The 16,765-nt window shown below is 73.7% G+C and carries 11 protein-coding genes, 2 tRNA genes and 1 pseudogene; 10 read left to right on the forward strand and 4 right to left on the reverse strand.

Annotated elements, in window-relative coordinates; genetic code table 11:
* Window positions 1–44: 44 nt before the first annotated feature.
* The gene (locus BJP40_RS33300; protein WP_071282759.1) at window positions 45–239 is read right to left on the reverse strand and encodes a hypothetical protein; all 195 of its coding nucleotides are present in this window, start codon (window positions 237–239) and stop codon (window positions 45–47) included.
* Between the two features lie 465 nt (window positions 240–704).
* On the opposite strand from BJP40_RS33300, the gene BJP40_RS25745 reads away from it, so the two are divergent.
* The 4 genes and pseudogenes from BJP40_RS25745 to BJP40_RS32330 form a co-directional block, all read left to right on the forward strand.
* Window positions 705–1,157, forward strand: a complete 453-nt coding sequence (locus BJP40_RS25745) for a helix-turn-helix domain-containing protein (protein ID WP_071282761.1) — start codon at window positions 705–707, stop codon at window positions 1,155–1,157.
* Window positions 1,158–1,189: 32 nt separating this feature from the next.
* Complete coding sequence (locus BJP40_RS25750) at window positions 1,190–1,543, forward strand: hypothetical protein (RefSeq protein WP_071282884.1); 354 nt, start codon at window positions 1,190–1,192, stop codon at window positions 1,541–1,543.
* Window positions 1,540–3,273, forward strand: coding sequence for a recombinase family protein (locus BJP40_RS25755; RefSeq protein ID WP_071282763.1), 1,734 nt, complete (start codon window positions 1,540–1,542; stop codon window positions 3,271–3,273). The genes BJP40_RS25750 and BJP40_RS25755 overlap by 4 nt, the downstream gene beginning before the upstream one ends.
* A gap of 75 nt (window positions 3,274–3,348) precedes the next feature.
* Window positions 3,349–4,974: pseudogene (locus tag BJP40_RS32330) on the forward strand (long-chain fatty acid--CoA ligase); the annotation flags it as partial.
* Here BJP40_RS32330 and BJP40_RS25760 read toward each other — a convergent pair.
* Both BJP40_RS25760 and BJP40_RS25765 read right to left on the reverse strand, forming a co-directional pair.
* A complete protein-coding gene (locus BJP40_RS25760) occupies window positions 4,968–9,341 on the reverse strand; it encodes a PAS domain-containing protein (protein ID WP_071282764.1) in 4,374 nt (1,457 codons plus the stop codon). The pseudogene BJP40_RS32330 and the gene BJP40_RS25760 sit on opposite strands and share 7 nt — an antisense overlap.
* 199 nt (window positions 9,342–9,540) lie before the next feature.
* Window positions 9,541–9,993 (reverse strand): SSI family serine proteinase inhibitor, encoded by a 453-nt coding sequence (locus tag BJP40_RS25765; protein ID WP_071282766.1) that lies wholly within the window; start codon window positions 9,991–9,993, stop codon window positions 9,541–9,543.
* A gap of 290 nt (window positions 9,994–10,283) precedes the next feature.
* Here BJP40_RS25765 and BJP40_RS25770 point away from each other — a divergent pair.
* The 4 genes from BJP40_RS25770 (at window position 10,284) to BJP40_RS25785 (ending at window position 13,096) form a co-directional block, all read left to right on the forward strand.
* Window positions 10,284–10,374: transfer RNA gene (locus BJP40_RS25770), tRNA-Ser, on the forward strand.
* Window positions 10,375–11,250: 876 nt separating this feature from the next.
* Window positions 11,251–11,323, forward strand: a tRNA-Arg gene (locus BJP40_RS25775).
* 521 nt (window positions 11,324–11,844) lie between these two features.
* Complete coding sequence (locus tag BJP40_RS25780) at window positions 11,845–12,225, forward strand: hypothetical protein (protein WP_071282768.1); 381 nt, start codon at window positions 11,845–11,847, stop codon at window positions 12,223–12,225.
* Entirely contained in the window at window positions 12,182–13,096 is a 915-nt protein-coding gene (locus BJP40_RS25785; protein ID WP_079171463.1) for a DUF2797 domain-containing protein, read from the forward strand. Before BJP40_RS25780 ends, BJP40_RS25785 begins: the two co-directional genes overlap by 44 nt.
* Before the next feature lie 206 nt (window positions 13,097–13,302).
* Here the strand turns inward: BJP40_RS25785 and BJP40_RS25790 are convergent, their stop codons facing one another.
* Window positions 13,303–14,283: a MerR family transcriptional regulator gene (locus BJP40_RS25790; protein WP_079171479.1), complete on the reverse strand. Its 981-nt coding sequence runs from the start codon at window positions 14,281–14,283 to the stop codon at window positions 13,303–13,305.
* 70 nt (window positions 14,284–14,353) lie between these two features.
* Between BJP40_RS25790 and BJP40_RS25795 the strand changes: the two genes are divergently transcribed.
* The gene (locus tag BJP40_RS25795) at window positions 14,354–15,091 is read left to right on the forward strand and encodes a response regulator transcription factor (RefSeq protein WP_071282771.1); all 738 of its coding nucleotides are present in this window, start codon (window positions 14,354–14,356) and stop codon (window positions 15,089–15,091) included.
* Between the two features lie 163 nt (window positions 15,092–15,254).
* Window positions 15,255–16,745: a cell wall metabolism sensor histidine kinase WalK gene (locus BJP40_RS25800; protein WP_071282773.1), complete on the forward strand. Its 1,491-nt coding sequence runs from the start codon at window positions 15,255–15,257 to the stop codon at window positions 16,743–16,745.
* Window positions 16,746–16,765: the final 20 nt, after the last annotated feature.

Consider the following 16,765-nt stretch of genomic DNA (forward strand, 5'->3'; position numbering starts at 1 on the left):
GAGCGAGGGCCGTCCGGGTCGCATCCGGGCGGCCCTCGCGTGCTTCAGGCGGCGGCGCGGTGCTCGACGGCTGGTGCCTGCTCGGCTCGCTTCTGCCGTTCGAGGCGGCGCAAGATCAGTTCGACCTCGGGGTCAAGGCGGCCGGTAGCGCGGTCGCGGTCACGGCGGTCGCGGGCGGCATCGAGGACTCTGCGGGCGTTGGCGAACGCCTGCTCGCGGGGGATGACTTCGCTGTTCATGCAGCGGCTCGCTTGACCAGTTGCCCGGCAGTCACCCCGTAGTGCTCTTCAACCGCGGCGGCAAGTGCGGCACTTGGCGCGGTGCGCCCATGCCACAAGCGCCACGCGGTGTTGCGTGCAACCTTCAACCTTCTTGCCGTGTCTGACGGAGTGCGGTCGCCTGCTGCTTGGGCGGCAGTGACCAAAGCGACACGGTCGTACATGACGGCACCGTCCTTCCGTGGATGGCTAATTCTATCCACGGATGGAACGTTACCACGATGGAAGGCTGTTCGGCCTCACGCATCCGTGTTGGGTCGACCTCGAACCGTGTTGACAGACGGCATATGCCAAACAACAATCGTTCACCTGTTCGAGGGTGTTGCCGCAGGTCGGGGGGGGGGTGAACCATGACAGAAGCGTGGATTACGGACCGCTTTGAGCGATCATGTGGTAGCCATGCCTCGCGCGCGGTATGTTCCATTCATGGATCGAACGAACTCCCCGCGGAACAACCGGGCCACGCCCGAAGACTTCGCCACATGGCTGAGAGGCCAACTGGAACGGCGCGGCTACGACCTACGACCTAGGGGCGGCGGACAGACACGGTTCGCCGCCGACTCGGGCATCGCACAGTCGTCCGTAAGCCGCATGCTCCGCGGCCAAGGCGCCCCAGAGACGCGCGTCCTCGAAACGCTCGCCAAGACCCTCGACGTCCCGCTCGCCGAGGTTCTGGTCGCCGCCGGCATCCTCACCCCCGACGTACTACTCGCCATCCGCTATCAAACACCACGAACCAACCCACTCACCCCCGAGGCGGCAGCCGAAGAACTGGGAATCACCGACCCCCAGAAAGTCGCGCTGTTCGTCTCCATGACCGAGACCCTGCGCAAGCAGCGAGCCGAGAACGGCGAGGGACACCACGTCGCCGAGAACTAACGCACGGAGGCATAGCAGTGACGCACCGGTACATGCCCGCTTTCGCATTCACCCTGCTCATCGCCGGGCTGACCGCCGGTATCACGGGCCTACTCGGCAACAATGACGACCTCTGGCGGGTAGGACTTTTCGCCGTCCTCACGGCCGCCCCACTGCTCGTCATCCGAACCGTGCACGCCTCGCTACGAGTCTCCGCCGCTGCCCTCGCCGACGCCGACCTCGCTGGCTACGCCCGCGCGCTCGACCACGTCGCGCGCGGCCTGCTCGATGTCCCCGCGCCGCCCTGCCCAGGCAACCGCGCCGACCGACACGTCGAGCAGGTCGCGGGCAACGTGATCCCACTGCGCCCGTCCACAGAAAACCGCATCGAACGGAAAGCACTGTGACGACCGCACCGATACCATCCACATTCAGGGCGGTAAAACTGACGCCCTACGTCGGCTATATCCGGGTGAGCACCTGGAAAGAGGAGAAAATCAGCCCTGAACTTCAGCGTGCGGCCATCCAGGATTGGGCCAAGCGCAACGAGGCCGAGATCACTGAATGGGTCGAAGACCTCGACACAACCGGCCGCAACTTCAAGCGCAAGATCATGCGGGCGATTGAGATCGTGGAAAAGGGGCGAGAAAAGGGCATTGCCGTTTGGCGATACTCACGCTTTGGCCGCGACCGTGCCGGAAACGCCATCAACCTCGCCCGCGTCGAAAGCATCGGCGGACAACTGATCAGCGCCACGGAACCGGTTGACGCCACCACGGCTATCGGTCGGTTTCAGCGCGGCATGATCTTGGAGTTTGCCGCTTTCGAATCCGACCGCATCGGCGAGGCGTGGGCAGAGACGCACCAGCACCGCCGCGCCCAGGGCCTACCAGCCACCGGCCGCCCTCGGTTCGGGTACATCTGGCACCGCCGATGGAACCCGCGAACCGAAACCCTGCAAGAGGAGAAGTACGAGCCTCACCCCGAACTCGGGCCCATTGTCGCCGAGCTGTACCGGCGATACATCCACCCGACCAAGGCTCAGGGATTTTCGGTCCTTTGCGGGTGGCTCAACTCTCTTGGGCACCTCACCACCCGCGAGACCCAGTGGACAACTCAGACGCTCACGCGCTACATGGACGGCGGCTTTGCGGCCGGTCTACTGCGCATCCACGACGACGGCTGCAAGTGCAACGGAAGGAAGACGAACGGGGGGTGCCCTAACTACTACTTCGCCCAAGGCGCACACGAGGAACTGATCGATTACGACCTCTGGCAGAAGTACCGCGCCAAGCGCGAGCAAATCAAGAACACGCCGCCCCGCGCACGGAATGCCCTATACATGCTGACCGGAACGGTTCGCTGTGGACAGTGCCGAGGGGGCACGAGCATGTCGTCGAACCGGTGGAGGAAGGCCACCGGCGAGGTGATCATGCTTAACGGGTGGGCGTACCGCTGTTCGCAGCGCGCGGCCTCGGGCGGCCACAAATGCGAGGGGGTGTGGATGCCGCGCCGCGACGTAGAACCAGCGGTCGAGAAGTGGCTCATGCGCGAGGCCGCAACGGGCATCGACGCCGCGCCGCCAACCGAGGGCACCGAGCAACCGCAGGTCGACGAGCGGGCCCTCGCCAAGCAGGCGCGGGGCAAGCTGCAAGGGGAGTACGACGCGATCGAGGCCGCACTCACCCGCTTGATCATGGACGCCAACGAGAACCCCGAGAAGTACCCGGCGGGGGCGTTCGAGCGAGCACGCGATATGTACCTCGAACGGCAAAGGAAGATCAAGCAGCAGCTTGAAGGGCTGGTTGACGTCGAGCAGACGCCCAAGCGGGCAGACTTCACAAGACTGATCGTCGGCGTTGCCGAAGAGTGGCGGACCCTCAACACCACCGAGCGGAACGCCATGCTCAAGCAGCTCGTACGCCGTGTCGCCCTTGTGCGACTCAAGGACGAGAACGGCGAACCCATCCGCGGCGCAGAGGGCGTCGAGGTGCAAGTACACCCCTTGTGGGAGCCGGACCCGTGGGCGCCGGCCCGTATCTGCCGAGGGCCGTTCGGCACCGCCACGGCTGGCTCGTGGCTGGCCGCGGACCTCTGGACTCAGCCTGAAACCCGGGAAGAGATCCCACAGAGGTAGTGACATACCGCGTGGTACGCCCCCAGAATCGCGGAACCAGCTACCGCCGCGTAACTCAATGGGGAGGACCCCACGGTGTACAGCACGATGCAAGATGTCCCGCTGACGGTCTCGCGGATACTGGAACACGGCCGCAAGATCCACGGTGCTTCGCGGGTCACCACATGGACCGGTGACCCTGAGAACCCGCGGCGTCGTAGCTTCGCCGAGATCGGCGACCGCGCCGCCCAGCTCGCTAACGCCCTCCGCGACAAGCTCGGAGTACGTCAGGCGGATGTTTTGGGCACACTCATGTGGAACAACTCTGAGCATATCGAGGCATATCTGGCCGTACCTTCCATGGGGGCCGTGCTCCACACGCTGAACCTGCGGCTGCCCGTCGAGCAGCTGGTCTGGATCGTCAACCACGCCGCCGACCGCGTCGTCATCGTCGACGGCTCGCTGCTGCCGCTGCTGGCCCCGGTCCTCCCGCACCTGCCCACCGTCGAGCACGTCGTCGTCTCCGGACCGGGGGACCGCTCCCTCCTCACGGACGTGGACACCGGGGCACGCGTCCACGACTACGAGGAGCTCCTCGCGGACCGGCCCGCCGCCTTCGCCTGGCCGGAGCTGGACGAACGCCAGGCCGCCGCCATGTGCTACACCTCGGGCACCACCGGCGACCCCAAGGGCGTCGTCTTCTCCCACCGCTCCATCTACCTGCATTCCATGCAGGTCAACATGGCCGAGTCGATGGGCCTGACCGACGCAGACACCTCCCTCGTCGTGGTGCCGCAGTTCCACGTGAACGCCTGGGGCCTGCCGCACGCCACCTTCATGACCGGCGTCAACATGCTCATGCCGGACCGCTTCCTCCAGCCGGTGCCGCTCGCCGAGATGATCGAACGCGAGCGCCCCACGCACGCCGCCGCCGTCCCCACCATCTGGCAGGGCCTGCTCGCCGAGGTCACCGCGAACCCCCGCGACCTGTCGTCGCTCGGCAGCGTCACCATCGGCGGCGCCGCCTGCCCGCCGTCCCTGATGGAGGCGTACGACAAGCTCGGGGTGCGGCTCTGCCACGCCTGGGGCATGACCGAGACGTCCCCCCTCGGCACGATGGCCCTGCCGCCCGCCGGGCTCACCGCGGAGCAGGAGTGGCCGTACCGCGTCACGCAGGGCCGCTTCCCCGCGAGCGTCGAGGCGCGGCTGGTCGGACCGGGCGGCGACGTGCTGCCCTGGGACGGCGAGTCGGCGGGCGAACTGGAGGTGCGCGGTCCCTGGATCGCGGGCGCCTACTACGGCGGGTCGTCCGGCGAGGCGCTGCGTCCCGACGACAAGTTCAGCGCGGACGGCTGGCTGAAGACGGGTGACGTCGGGGTCATCACCCCGGACGGCTACCTCACCCTCACCGACCGGGCCAAGGACGTCATCAAGTCGGGCGGCGAGTGGATCTCGTCCGTCGAGCTGGAGAACGCCCTGATGGGCCACCCGGACGTCGCGGAGGCCGCCGTGGTCGCCGTGCCGGACGACAGGTGGGGGGAGCGGCCGCTCGCCACCGTCGTCCTCAAGGAGGGCGCCGACGCCGACTACACCGCGCTGCGCGATTTCCTCGCCGGTGCCGGTATCGCCAAGTGGCAGCTCCCGGAGCGCTGGGCCCTCGTCCAGGCGGTGCCGAAGACCAGCGTCGGCAAGTTCGACAAGAAGGTGATCCGCCGTCAGTTCGTGCCGATCTTCGCCAGCAGGTCCACCAGCCGCTGCTGCACCTCCGCGTTCGTCGCCCGCTCGGCGAGGAACAGCACCGTCTCGCCCGACGCGAGCCGCGGCAGCTCGGCCTCGTCGAGGCCCGACGCCGTGTAGACGACCAGCGGGGTCCGGTTCAACTGCCCGTTCGCGCGCAGCCAGTCGATGATCCCGGCGCGGCGCCTGCGCACCTGCATCAGGTCCATCACGACGAGGTTCGGCCGCAGCTGCGCGGCGAGCACCACCGCGTCGGTGTCCGCCGCCGCGCGCTGCACGTGCATGCCGCGCCGCTCCAGGGCGGCCGTCAGCGCGTGCGCGATCTCGTCGTGCTCCTCGATGAGGAGGACCCGCGACGGGTGCTGTTCGCTGTCGCGCGGTGCCAGCGCCTTGAGCAGGACGGCGGGGTCGGCGCCGTACGCGGCTTCCCGCGTCGCCGAGGCCAGCCCGGCCGCCAGCAGCACCGGCACCTCCGCGGCGACCGCCGCCTGGCGCAGCGACTGCAGCGCGGTGCGCGTGATGGGCCCGGTCAGCGGGTCCACGAACAGCGCGGCCGGGAACGCCGCGATCTGCGCGTCCACCTCCTCGCGGGAGTGCACGATGACCGGGCGGTAGCCGCGTTCGCTCAGGGCCTGCTGCGTCGCGACGTCCGGGGCCGGCCATACGAGGAGGCGGCGCGGGTTGTCGAGCGGCTCGGGCGGCAGTTCGTCGTCGACGGGCTGCGGCTGCGGCTCGTTGGCGACCTCCACGGCACCGCCGGGGCCGTCCAGTGGCTCCGGGCCCTCGGCGGCGCCCTCGTCCGGTGCCCCTATCTCGTACGCGCGGCCGCGCCCTTCGCTCGGCGCCGGGCCCAGCAGCGGTTGCGGGTGCGGGGCCGGTGCGGCGTGGGCGGCGCCGGGGGCCGGCACCGGTGCGGGACGGGCGGGCGTCGCCGCTGCGGCACCGGGCTGGCGGTCGCCCTCCGGCGGGGTGGCCAGCTTGCGGCGGCGCCCCGAGCCGGATGCGGGGACGGCGGCAGACCCGGCGGGCGTACCCCCGGCGGGCGTACCGCCGGGCGGTGTCGTGGCCCCCGCGTCCGGGAGCTGCTGGGCGAACGGCACACCCTGGCCGAGCGTGCGGACGCTGAACGCCCGTCCCTGCGTGGACGACGACGCGTCGGGCTGACGGGTGCCGCCTGCCGGGGTGCCGGTCACGGCCGGTGCCGGGGCGTTGCCTCGCGCCGGGAGGGCGGCCGCGGGCAGCGGGTGCGGTTGCGGCGGTGTGTGGTCCGCACCCGGAGGGGTGCGCACGGGGTCGTGGCGACCGTCGCCCTCCGGCGGCTGCCGGTGCGCGGGCGGGGCCTGCCCCTCGGGGGTGCGGTCCGCTTCGGCGGGCGGCAGCGCGAAAGCAGCGCGGGCCTCCCCGCCCTGGGCGGCCGCGCCGGCGGCGGGCTCCGGACGGTCCTGGACCCCGGAGAGCGCCCGCCGTGCTCGCCGCCCGCCCGGCTGACCGGCCTGCTGCGCGGGCGGCACCGGGGAGGCGGGAGGGACCGGCTGCGGGTGTGCGGCCGGATGGGCGCTTTCGGGCGGTACGGCACCGGGCGCGTCACCCTGCCCGGGCGGTACGGGAGTGCTCGCGGGCGTGGGCGCGGGCGCAAGGGCCGGCGCGGGTGCCGGGGGCAGGGCCGCCACGGCGCCCTCCGGGGCGGAGGCGCGCCGCGCCCGCTTCCCCGTCCCCTGCGGCGGCACCGGAACGGGAGCTTCGCCCTGCGGCACACCCTGGGGCGGGACCGTGTCGCCGAGCCCCGCAGGGCGCGTCCGCGCGGTCTCCCCCGCCATGACGACCGCGCCCTCGGCCGGGACACCGGTCCGAGCGGCGGGCGCGAGCGGAGCCTGAGCCGGGGCCGGAGCCGGGGCGGCCTGCGGGGCGGGGGCGGGTCCGCTGCCGGCGGGCTCGGCGGGGCTGGGCCTGCCGCGGCGCCGACCGGTCGGCTCCGGCAGGGCGCCCTCCGCCGGCCGGTCCTGTGCCGGTGCCTGCGCGGGCACCCGCTGACCGCCCGCCCCGTCCGTGCCCTCCTCGGCGGCCCGCCGCGCGCGCCGCCGACCGGTCGGCTCGGCGGCCACGGGGTCCTCGGCCCGTACGGGGCTGTCCAGGAACGCGTCCGTCGACGCGCGCCGTGCCCGGCGCCGCCCGCCTCCTCCGGCGGTGTCGCCCGACTGCTGCGCGGGCAGAACGGCGGCTCCCGGCACCTCGGTGGCCCCGGCGGCCCCAGGGGCCCCGGAGGGCTCCGAGGCACCGGCAGACACGGGCGCAGCAGCAGTCCCGGGCGTACCGGCGGGCTCCGAAGCGTGGGAGCCAGGTGTGCCCGGGGCCGGGCTCTCTGAAGCCTCGCCTCCTGCGGCCGGAGTGCCGGCCGGAGGCACAGCGCCCGCGGGGGCACCGGGCCCGGGCACCCCGACCGCCGGGGTGCCCGCAGCCGGAACACCGGGCACGACGTGAGCCGGCGGCGCGGCGCTGACGGGCACCGCCCCCGAAACGTCACCGGCCGGGCCGGGGGACGGGGCCCCGACGACGGCCTCGCCCGCATCACCGGAACCAGCGGCGTCACCGGAGCCAGGGGCACCACCGGTACCAGCAGCACCACCAGAGCCAGCGAGACCGGGAGCACCGACTGTGCCGCCGGGCGCGGCCACCGCCGGGGAGCCCGCGGAGTCGGCGGACTTCCCGGGCGCGGCGGGCGCGGCCACACCGGCGGCCCCGTTCTCGACCGAGCCCACGGGCACCTCCAGCACGAACGCGCTACCGCCCGGCCCGGGCACCTCGTGGGTCTGCAGCACACCGCCGTGCGCCCGGACGATCCCGCGGACGATCGGCTGGTGGACCGGGTCGCCGCCGCCGTGGGGGCCGCGCACCTCGATCCGTACGACGTCACCGCGCTGGGCCGCGGCGACCACGACGGTCGAGTCCACGTACCCGCCGCCGCCGGCCACCCGGGACGTGCCGGTCGAGTCGACGCCGGCGACGTCCGCGATCAGATGGGCGAGGGCGGCGGCCAGCCGTGCGCCGTCCACCTCGGCCGCGACGGGCGGCGCGTGCACGGCGAACTGCACCCGCCCCGGCCCGATGAGCTCCACGGCCCCGTCGACGCCGGCCGCCACCACGCCGTCGAGCTGCACCGCGTCCTTGCGCAGCTCGTCCTCGCCGGAGTCCAGCCGCTGGAAGCAGAGGACGTTGTCGACCAGGGTGGTCATCCGCGCGTACCCGGCGGCCAGGTGGTGCAGGATCTGGTTCGCCTCGGGCCACAGCTGCCCCGCCGGGTCGGCGGCGAGGACCCCCAGCTCGCGCCGGAGCTCCTCCAGCGGCCCGCGCAGCGACGGGTCGAGCACGGCGGTGAGCTGGGCGTGCCGCACACCCAGCGCGTCGTACCGCCTGGCCGCCTCCGCCAGCCGTTCCTCGTACGCGGCCACCTCGCCCGCGTGCTCCTCCGCCGCGGCGGCCGCTTCCGCGGCGTGCTTCTCCTCCAGCGCCGCGAGCTCGGCGGCGTGGCGCTCGGCGAGCTGCTCGTACGGCCGCCGGTCAGCGAAGGTCATGACCGCCCCGACGAGCTGGTCCCCGTCACGGACCGGCGCCGTGGTCAGGTCGACGGGCACGGGGGAGCCGTCCTTGGCCCACACGACCTGCCCGCGCACCCGGTGCTTGCGCCCGGAGCGCAGGGTGTCGGCGAGCGGCGACTCGTCGTACGGGAACGGCTCGCCGTCCGCCTTGGGGTGCAGCATCAGGGCGTGCAGCTCCTTGCCGCCCAGGTCGCTGGCGCGCCACCCGAGGATATGCGCGGCGGCCGGGTTGACCAGGACGATGCGCCCGTCGGTGTCGGTGCCCACGACCCCCTCGGACGCGGCGCGCAGGATCATCTCGGTCTGCCGCTGCGAGCGGGCGAGCTCGGCCTCGGTGTCGAGGGTGCCCGACAGGTCGCGGACGACGAGCATGAGCAGCTCGTCGCCGCTGTAGCCGACGCCGCTGCCGTACGAGTCGTACGCCTCGCGGCCGTCCTCCAGGCTGGCGCTCGTCACCTCGACGGGGAACTCCCCGCCGTCGGTGCGGCGCGCGACCATGCGGGTGGGCTTGGTGCGGCCGTGCGGGTCCCTGCTGTCGGGCCGGCGCATCGACCCCGGGATGAGGCGCGAGTCGAAGGCGGGCAGCAGATCGAGCAGCCCCCGCCCCACCAGTGCCGTGCCGGGCGTCTCGAACATTTCGAGGGCGATGGTGTTGGCGTTGACGACCGTGCCGTTCGTGTTGACGAGGACGAGCCCGTCCGGCAGGGCGTCGAGTATGGCTGCGAGGCGAGCAGCGCCTCGGGATGGCCTGCTGCTCACGACGACGCTTCCTCCCAATGACCTACTGCCGCGCTTACGGGAGGGAGTCTAAGGGCTGGGGGTGCGGACGCGACCGCCGATGAGGGGGAGGTCTCCCCGAGAGCGTGTGCACGAGGCGCGCGCCCCCGGCGCGCGCCGGTGCATTCGGGGACGGCCCCGAGGCGCCTCGCGGCCGTGCCGGTCAGGGGGCAGGCCCTGTTCAGGACCGGGTCATGGGCAGGACCGGCCGGAGGTTCTCCCACCGGGCGATCTCGCATCCGTCGGTCCGGGAGAACACGGCGTCGACCGGTCGGCCGTGCCACGTGCCCTCGACCCGGGCGGTGGCGGGGCCGCCGTGCTGCTGGGTGCACACCCGGTCCTCGGGCAGCGGTGCGAAGGGGTCGCGGCCGCCCCTGGACAGCTCCTCCAGCCGGGTGCAGGCCCGCTGGGCGCGCGGATGCGTGCCGGTGGCCCGCTCGGGGCCGCACTCCAGGCGGAAGGTGCCGTCGGCGGCGGGATTGCCGGACCGCTCGACGGTGATCGTCAGCGTGTCGGAGCGGGACAGCAGCGGGATCGGCACGGGCAGGGGCCCGGCGGCGGCACCCGCGGCGGGCGCGGCGGCGCCGAGGGCGGCGAGGGAGGCGGCGGAGGTGACGGCGAGACGACGCAGCATGCGAACTCCCTGGGGGGTCGGTGTCACGGCGGGTGCGGTTTCCCGGCAGGTCGGTTTCACGGCCCGGGCGGCCGGGGGACGGCCCCGCGGACGGCCGGCGGCCCCCGCGGACGGCGCCCGCCCCGGCACCCTCACTCCTTTAACGCGGCACCGCCCGCCACGTTGCGCGGCGGAGCCCCGGGAAGCCTTTGCCCCGCGCCCCTCGTGCCTAGTACCGTGGACGGCGATTGGTGACGCACCCCTGGGCTGTGTCATCATCTGCACGCACCACTCGCGCACGCGGGTGGGGAGGAGGCGTCGCCTAGTCCGGTCTATGGCGCCGCACTGCTAATGCGGTTTGGGCCTTAAAGCCCATCGAGGGTTCAAATCCCTCCGCCTCCGCAGCAAGAACCGAAGCCCCGGCCCCAGCCGGGGCTTCGGTCATTCCCCGTACCTTGTCGCCGCTCCTGCGCCGGGCTCTCCCCGGCGCAGGCACACGGGGCGTCACTCGACCAGGACGAGAATCCTGGGAGCACTCCTGAGTCACCTCCGCGGGTCGTCCGCGGCTAGCGGATCCTTCGGCCGCCGCACCCGTACGGGCACAGCAGCGACCAGCGTCTCGGCCCCTGACCCATGGCCTCGACCCCTGCGCCCCGAACTCCGCCTCCATGCTCGGTCAGTCGACCTCGGGGGCCTCGTCTCCCGCCCCGGTGGCGCGCGACCTTCGCTCCGCCTCCTGGCGCCGATTCCGTCGGCGGCAGGCTCACCGCCCTTGGCCCCTCCCGGGCCCCGGTTCCGCCGACTGGCTCATGTGCGCTGTCGCGGGCAGCCTGCGGCCCCCGTCAGCGCACTCCCCGCCGAGGGCGGCTGCCGCCCCGCCGCTTCCGGCCCGCCGGGGCGCCCGCCCGCGCTCCCGGCTCCGTGCGTCAGGCTCCAGCCGGATGCCGCCCGCGCGGAGCGGGGCGCTTCGGACCCAGCGCTCCGGCCGCACGGGTCAGCTTCGCTGCGAATGCGGCCGCCGCAGCCGACCCACCCCTGCGTTCGTGCCGCATCGCCGCCGGGACCCCCTCCCGGCGCACGCGTTACGGCCACCGCCTGGGGCGCAGTCGCCGTGGCGTCCCCCAGCCAGTCCACTCCCCGGCGCCCGCTTTGTCCCGATCGATCATGCCCTGGCCAATGGATTTCGCATGGCGGCGGGGTTCATGTAATGTTGTTCCCGCAACGCCGACCGGGCCGAAAAGCCCGGGAGGAAAAGTCGGAGAGTAAGATCCCCGACACGCACTCGTAGCTTAACGGATAGAGCATCTGACTACGGATCAGAAGGTTGCAGGTTCGAATCCTGCCGAGTGCACAGCAGACCAGAGGCCCCGGAGGAATCCGGGGCCTCTGGCTTTCTCCTGGTGTCTCCCGTTCCCGTGATTCACACCCAGCGGCATCGAGGCAGTCCGCACGAGGTGCGGGACGGCCACGAAGCCCCGGAAGGCTTCCTTGGTCCAACGGCCGTCCCTGCCGCTGCCCCACCGGAGGCGACCCCCGCTCCTCAGCCGCGCGGTCACCCCTGTCGGTCGTGGCGGCCACCGTGGCCGTTCGGGGTCCGGGTGCGGGTCGGGCGGTGCGGGGGTGCAGGCGGCCGCTGAACAGGTGGAAGCGGTGGCCGGAGTGGTTCTGCCGCAAGTGGCATGCGGTGACGTGGTCGTTGAAGGAGCCCGCGGACCCCGCGCTGCCCTGTCCGGTGTCGTCTTCGCGGTGACGGCTGCACGCCGGCCTCGTGCGGCGGCGCGCGTTGCCGGAGCGCGGGGACGGCAGCGCGTCTGCCGCTGTCGTGCCCGCGCGGTGGACCGGCTCTCGGCACGGGTGTGGGAAAGTGGCCGTGTGTTCGTGTCGCCTGAGAACCGGCGCTTCCTGCCGGGTGTCCCGCCCGTTCTGCTGCCGGGCGGGGCCGCCCTCCGCGACGTGCTGGCCGCCCCGGACGGGACGGGCGGGCGGGTGCCGGTGTGCGATGGCCGGTCCATCGCGGTCATGACGACGCTCTGCGTGGTCGACGGGCCCGGCGACGCCGGGAGCGTGACGCAGGCGGCCCTGTCCGAAGCAGAGATCGGCGCCGCCGCCGGCCGGGCCCAGGCCGTCCGGGACGCGGGCAGGGCGCTCGTCGTGTCCTTGGAGGGGCAGCTCACCGAGGAGCATGGCCGCCAGGGGATCGCGCTGCTGCATGACGGGCGGGCCCGCGGGGGGTTCGTGCGTGCCCTCGGGTAGCGGTCGCGGGAGCGCCTGGCGGTGCCGGGGCGTGCGGTGGGTGTCCGGGCGGGCGGTGTGGGCCTGGGAGGGCGGGCGGCACAGCGATCTGCCCCACGGAAGCGCACTCGGCTTCGGCGTCGTCGGCGAGCGGCGGTGTCCCGGAGTGCGGGGCCATCCCTGTCCGGTACGAGGGGTCCTGGACCCGCGCACCACGGGGGGTCTGTGCGCCGAGTGCGGGCGGCTGGACCGGATGGCGTCCATCGCGGCCGACACGCTCAGCGACGATCTGCGGGTCTTCCGTGTGTACCTCGCCTGGTTCGGGCCCGGCCTGGTCAAGGTGGGGATCACGGCGGAGGAGAGGGGCGGCACCCGGCTGCTGGAGCAGGGGGCCGTGGCCTACACCTGGCTTGGGCGCGGGGCCCTCATGGCGGCGCGGCGGACGGAGGCCGTACTGGGCGCGGCCCTCGGGCTGCCGGACCGGATCCCGTACGCCGCCAAACGTGCCGCGCGCGTGCACCTGCCGGGGCCGGGGGCCCGGCGCAGCGCTGTCGAGGCGCTGTACGGGCATGCCGTCCGCGTGGGCGGCTGGGGCGAGACGCTGGAGCGGCTGCCGCTCGGCGTGCAGGACCACGGGGAGGTGTTCGGGCTCCTGCGACTGGGCCGCCTCGACGGCGTGGTGCGTGCCCTGGCCGCCGGGTGCGTGGTCCGCGGCACCCTCCTCGCCGTCGCCGGCCCCGACCTGCACCTGCGGTTGCCGGAAGGCGGGCAGCACGTGGTGCTGGACAGTCGGCTCGTGGCGGGCTGGGAGCTGGTCCGGGCGGGCGCCGGGGACGGGCCGGAACCGGCCGTGGAACCCGTCGGCACGGAGGAGCAGGACGGGTTGTTCTGAACCGGTGGCGCCGGGGATGCCCGGCCCCCCCGTCTCGCGGCCGGCTGCTTCCCGGGCCCGCCGCCGCGTGAACCGGTGGCCCGCTCGACGGTGGGCCGTCGTCCCTGCGGGGTGGTGGGCCGGTCTTCGCCGCGGAGTGGGCCGGCCCGCGTCCGTGGCGAGCTGCGCAGGGCCGCCGCTTCCCCCGTGAGCCGGCGGTCTGCCCTTCAGGGTGCTGCCGGTGGCGGGCCGACCGTCGTGCCGAGGGCCTCGGCGAGCAAGTCGTGTGCCGCACCAGGGGTGACCGTTCCGGGAGGGGACAGCCCGGCCACGAGCCGCCAGTAGCCGTCAAGGCGGGGCTCGCCCGCCAACTGGCGGTGCAGGGAGCGGCGGAACGCCGGTGTGTCACGGCTGCCTGCCGCGCCCGCGTACGCCGCGACGAAGCAGTCCAGGGCGTCGCCCGGTCCGGGCCTGGCGGCTTCCCGCACGGCGGTGGAGGCCAGGGTGAACGCCTCGGACAGCCCCCCGTACAGCACGGCCGGCCGACGGCCCGCCCCCCGGCGGTGTGCCGTCGGCTGGCTCTGCGGCTTCGCCGGGTTCAGCGCCGCCACCAGGCTGTGCAGGCGCGCGAACGCGAGCACCTGAGCGGGCGTCGGGTCCGGGGGCGGCTCGGGGACGGCCCGGTCCAGGACCAGCCCGACCACTCGGGACGGCAGCCCTGGCGGGAGCCAGCGGCGCCAGAACGACGCCAGCGCCGCCGTGCCGGGCGGGGCCAGCAGTGCCCCGACGAGGGCCAGCCGCTCGGCGCGCTCGGCGGGCGGGCCCTCGTGCAGCAGCCGCAGTGCCGCCTCCCGCCAGCGCAGCGCGGCCACCTCCCGGCCGAGTTCCCGCAGGTGCGCCGCGAGCACGTCCCGTACCGCTTCGTCGTCGGGGTGTTCGGCTGCCTCGATGTACCGGCCGACGTCCGGGACCGGCAGGCCGAGGCCGCGCAGTGCCCTGATCAGGCGGAGCCGCTCCAGAGCCTCGGGACCGTACCGGCGGTGGCCCCCGGTGCTGCGGGGCGCCTCCGGCAGCAGCCCCCGGTCCGAGTAGAAGCGGACCGTCGGACTCGACAGCCCCGTGTCCGGGGCCTCCTGGCGGGGCCGCTCCCGGGGTGGTGGCGGTGCCCGGCGGGCCGGGACCCCGCACGGGCGGCCGCCGCGCCGCACTGGGCGATTCTCAGGAGATTCACAGGAACGGGTAAGCCCGCTCTCAGGGCGCGCGGCGAGCGTGGCACCTATGACCGCCACCTCGCTTTCCCCGCGTACCGGGACGCGCCGCCCCGACGGCATGCTCGTCCGCGTCCTCGTCGTCGACGACGAGGCGTCGCTCGCCGAGCTGCTGTCCCTCGCCCTGCGCTACGAGGGCTGGGAGGTGCGCAGCGCGGAGGACGGCGCGGGCGCCCTCCGCACCGCCCGTGACTTCCGGCCCGACGCCGTCGTCCTCGACGTGATGCTGCCCGACATGGACGGGCTGAGTGTGCTCCGGCGGCTGCGCCAGGAGCACGCCGACGTGCCCGTGCTGTTCCTCACCGCGAAGGATTCCGTCGAGGACCGCATCGCCGGTCTGACGGCCGGCGGGGACGACTACGTCACCAAGCCCTTCAGCCTGGAGGAGGTCGTCGCCCGGCTGCGGGGGCTCATCCGGCGGTCGGGCGCCGCCGTCGCCCGCAGCGAGTCGCTGCTCGTGGTGGGGGACCTGACGCTGGACGAGGACAGCCACGAGGTGACCCGCGGCGGTGAGGGCATCCACCTCACCGCCACCGAGTTCGAGCTGCTGCGGTTCCTCATGCGCAACCCGCGCCGCGTCCTCAGCAAGGCCCAGATCCTCGACCGGGTCTGGTCCTACGACTTCGGCGGCCAGGCCAACGTGGTGGAGCTCTACATCTCCTACCTCCGGCGCAAGATCGACGCGGGGCGCTCGCCGATGATCCACACCAGGCGCGGCGCCGGATACCTGATCAAACCGGGTGAGTGACGGCGTGCGCGGACGGCCGGCCCGGTCGCGGCGCGGGTGGCTCCCGCGGTGCGCCGTGCCTCGGCGCACCCAGACCGTCCGGGACGCGGGGCCTCGGCGGGAGCCCGGTCCTCGGGCGGGCGCACTGCTCCCACGGGGGCGGCGTCCGTGGCGTGCACGGCTCGTGCCGCGACTCGGACGCCGTCGGCGGTGGTCGCTGCGGACCCGGCTCGTCGTGTCGGCCGTCACGCTGATCGCGGTCGTCGCCACGGTCATCGGCGCGGTCACCACCCTCGCGCTGCGGTCGTACCTCGTCGAGCAGAAGGACCAGAAGCTCGCCGAGGCGGTCCGGCGCAGCGACCGCGATCCCGGGTACGACCTGCGGTTCGTCGGTGCGCCCGGCAACCCTGCCGGGACCGTCGGCGGCCGGGCCGCGGACCGTGAGGCGCCGCTCGGCCTCGCCGGCCGCATCGACCGGCAGACCCCCGGCGCGCCCCTCGGCGGACTGGACGAGCGGCAGCTCGCCGCCCTGTCGGCGGCCCCGCGGGACGGCCGGCCGCACACGGTGGCCCTGCCGGGACTCGGGGACCACCGGATACAGGCGTCCGCCGACGGGCGGACCGTCCTCGGGTTCCCGCTCGCCGACGTCCAGGACACAGTCACCACGCTCATCTGGGTGGAGGTGTCCGTCACCGCGGCCGGACTCGTGGCCGCCTCCCTCGCGGGCGGCGCGCTGGTCGGCGTCGCCCTGCGGCCGCTGCGGCGGGTCGCGGCGACCGCCACCCGGGTCGCCGGACTCCGACTGCACAGGGGTGAGGTGGCGCCGCTGGAGCGGGTGCCCGACACCGAGGCGGACCCGCGCACGGAGGTGGGGCAGGTCGGTGCAGCCCTGAACCGCATGCTCGACCACGTCCATGCGGCGCTGCACGCCCGCCAGGAGAGCGAGACCCGCGTGCGGCAGTTCGTCGCCGACGCCAGCCACGAGCTGCGCACGCCGCTTGCCTCCATCCGCGGCTACGCGGAGCTCACCCGACGCGGCCGACAGGGGGCCCCGGGAGCCGGCCCGGTCGACACCGGGCACGCACTCGGCCGTATCGAGGCGGAGGCCACCCGCATGACCGGCCTCGTCGAGGACCTGCTGCTCCTCGCCCGACTCGACGCCGGGCGGCCCCTGTCGTACGAGGACACGGACCTGTCGGTGCTGGTCGTGGACGCCGTCAGCGACGCCCGTGCAGCGGGGCGGGAGCACGTCTGGCACCTCGACCTGCCGGCCGATCCGGTGGTCGTCCGCGGGGATCCGGCGCGGCTCCAGCAGGTCCTGGTCAACCTGCTCGCCAACGCCCGCACGCACACACCGCCCGGCACGACCGTGACCGCCCGCATCCGCAAGGACGGGCGGGACGCGGTCGTGGAGGTCCGCGACGACGGGCCCGGCATCGCGCGGGACGTGCTGCCGCACGTCTTCGAGAGGTTCGCACGCGGGGACACCTCGCGGTCCCGGCAGTCCGGGTCGACGGGGCTCGGACTCGCCATCGTGCACGCCGTCGTCACCGCGCACGGCGGCCGGGTGGACGTGACCAGCGCGCCGGGCCGCACGGTGTTCTCCGTGCGGTTGCCCGGTGGCGCGGCACCCGTCGACTCACAGGCCGGGCACAGGCTCGTCACACGGCCCTGACAGGGCGCTCGGCGAACGTC

The organism is Streptomyces sp. CC53 (genome assembly GCF_001865245.1).
Lineage (GTDB): Bacteria > Actinomycetota > Actinomycetes > Streptomycetales > Streptomycetaceae > Streptomyces.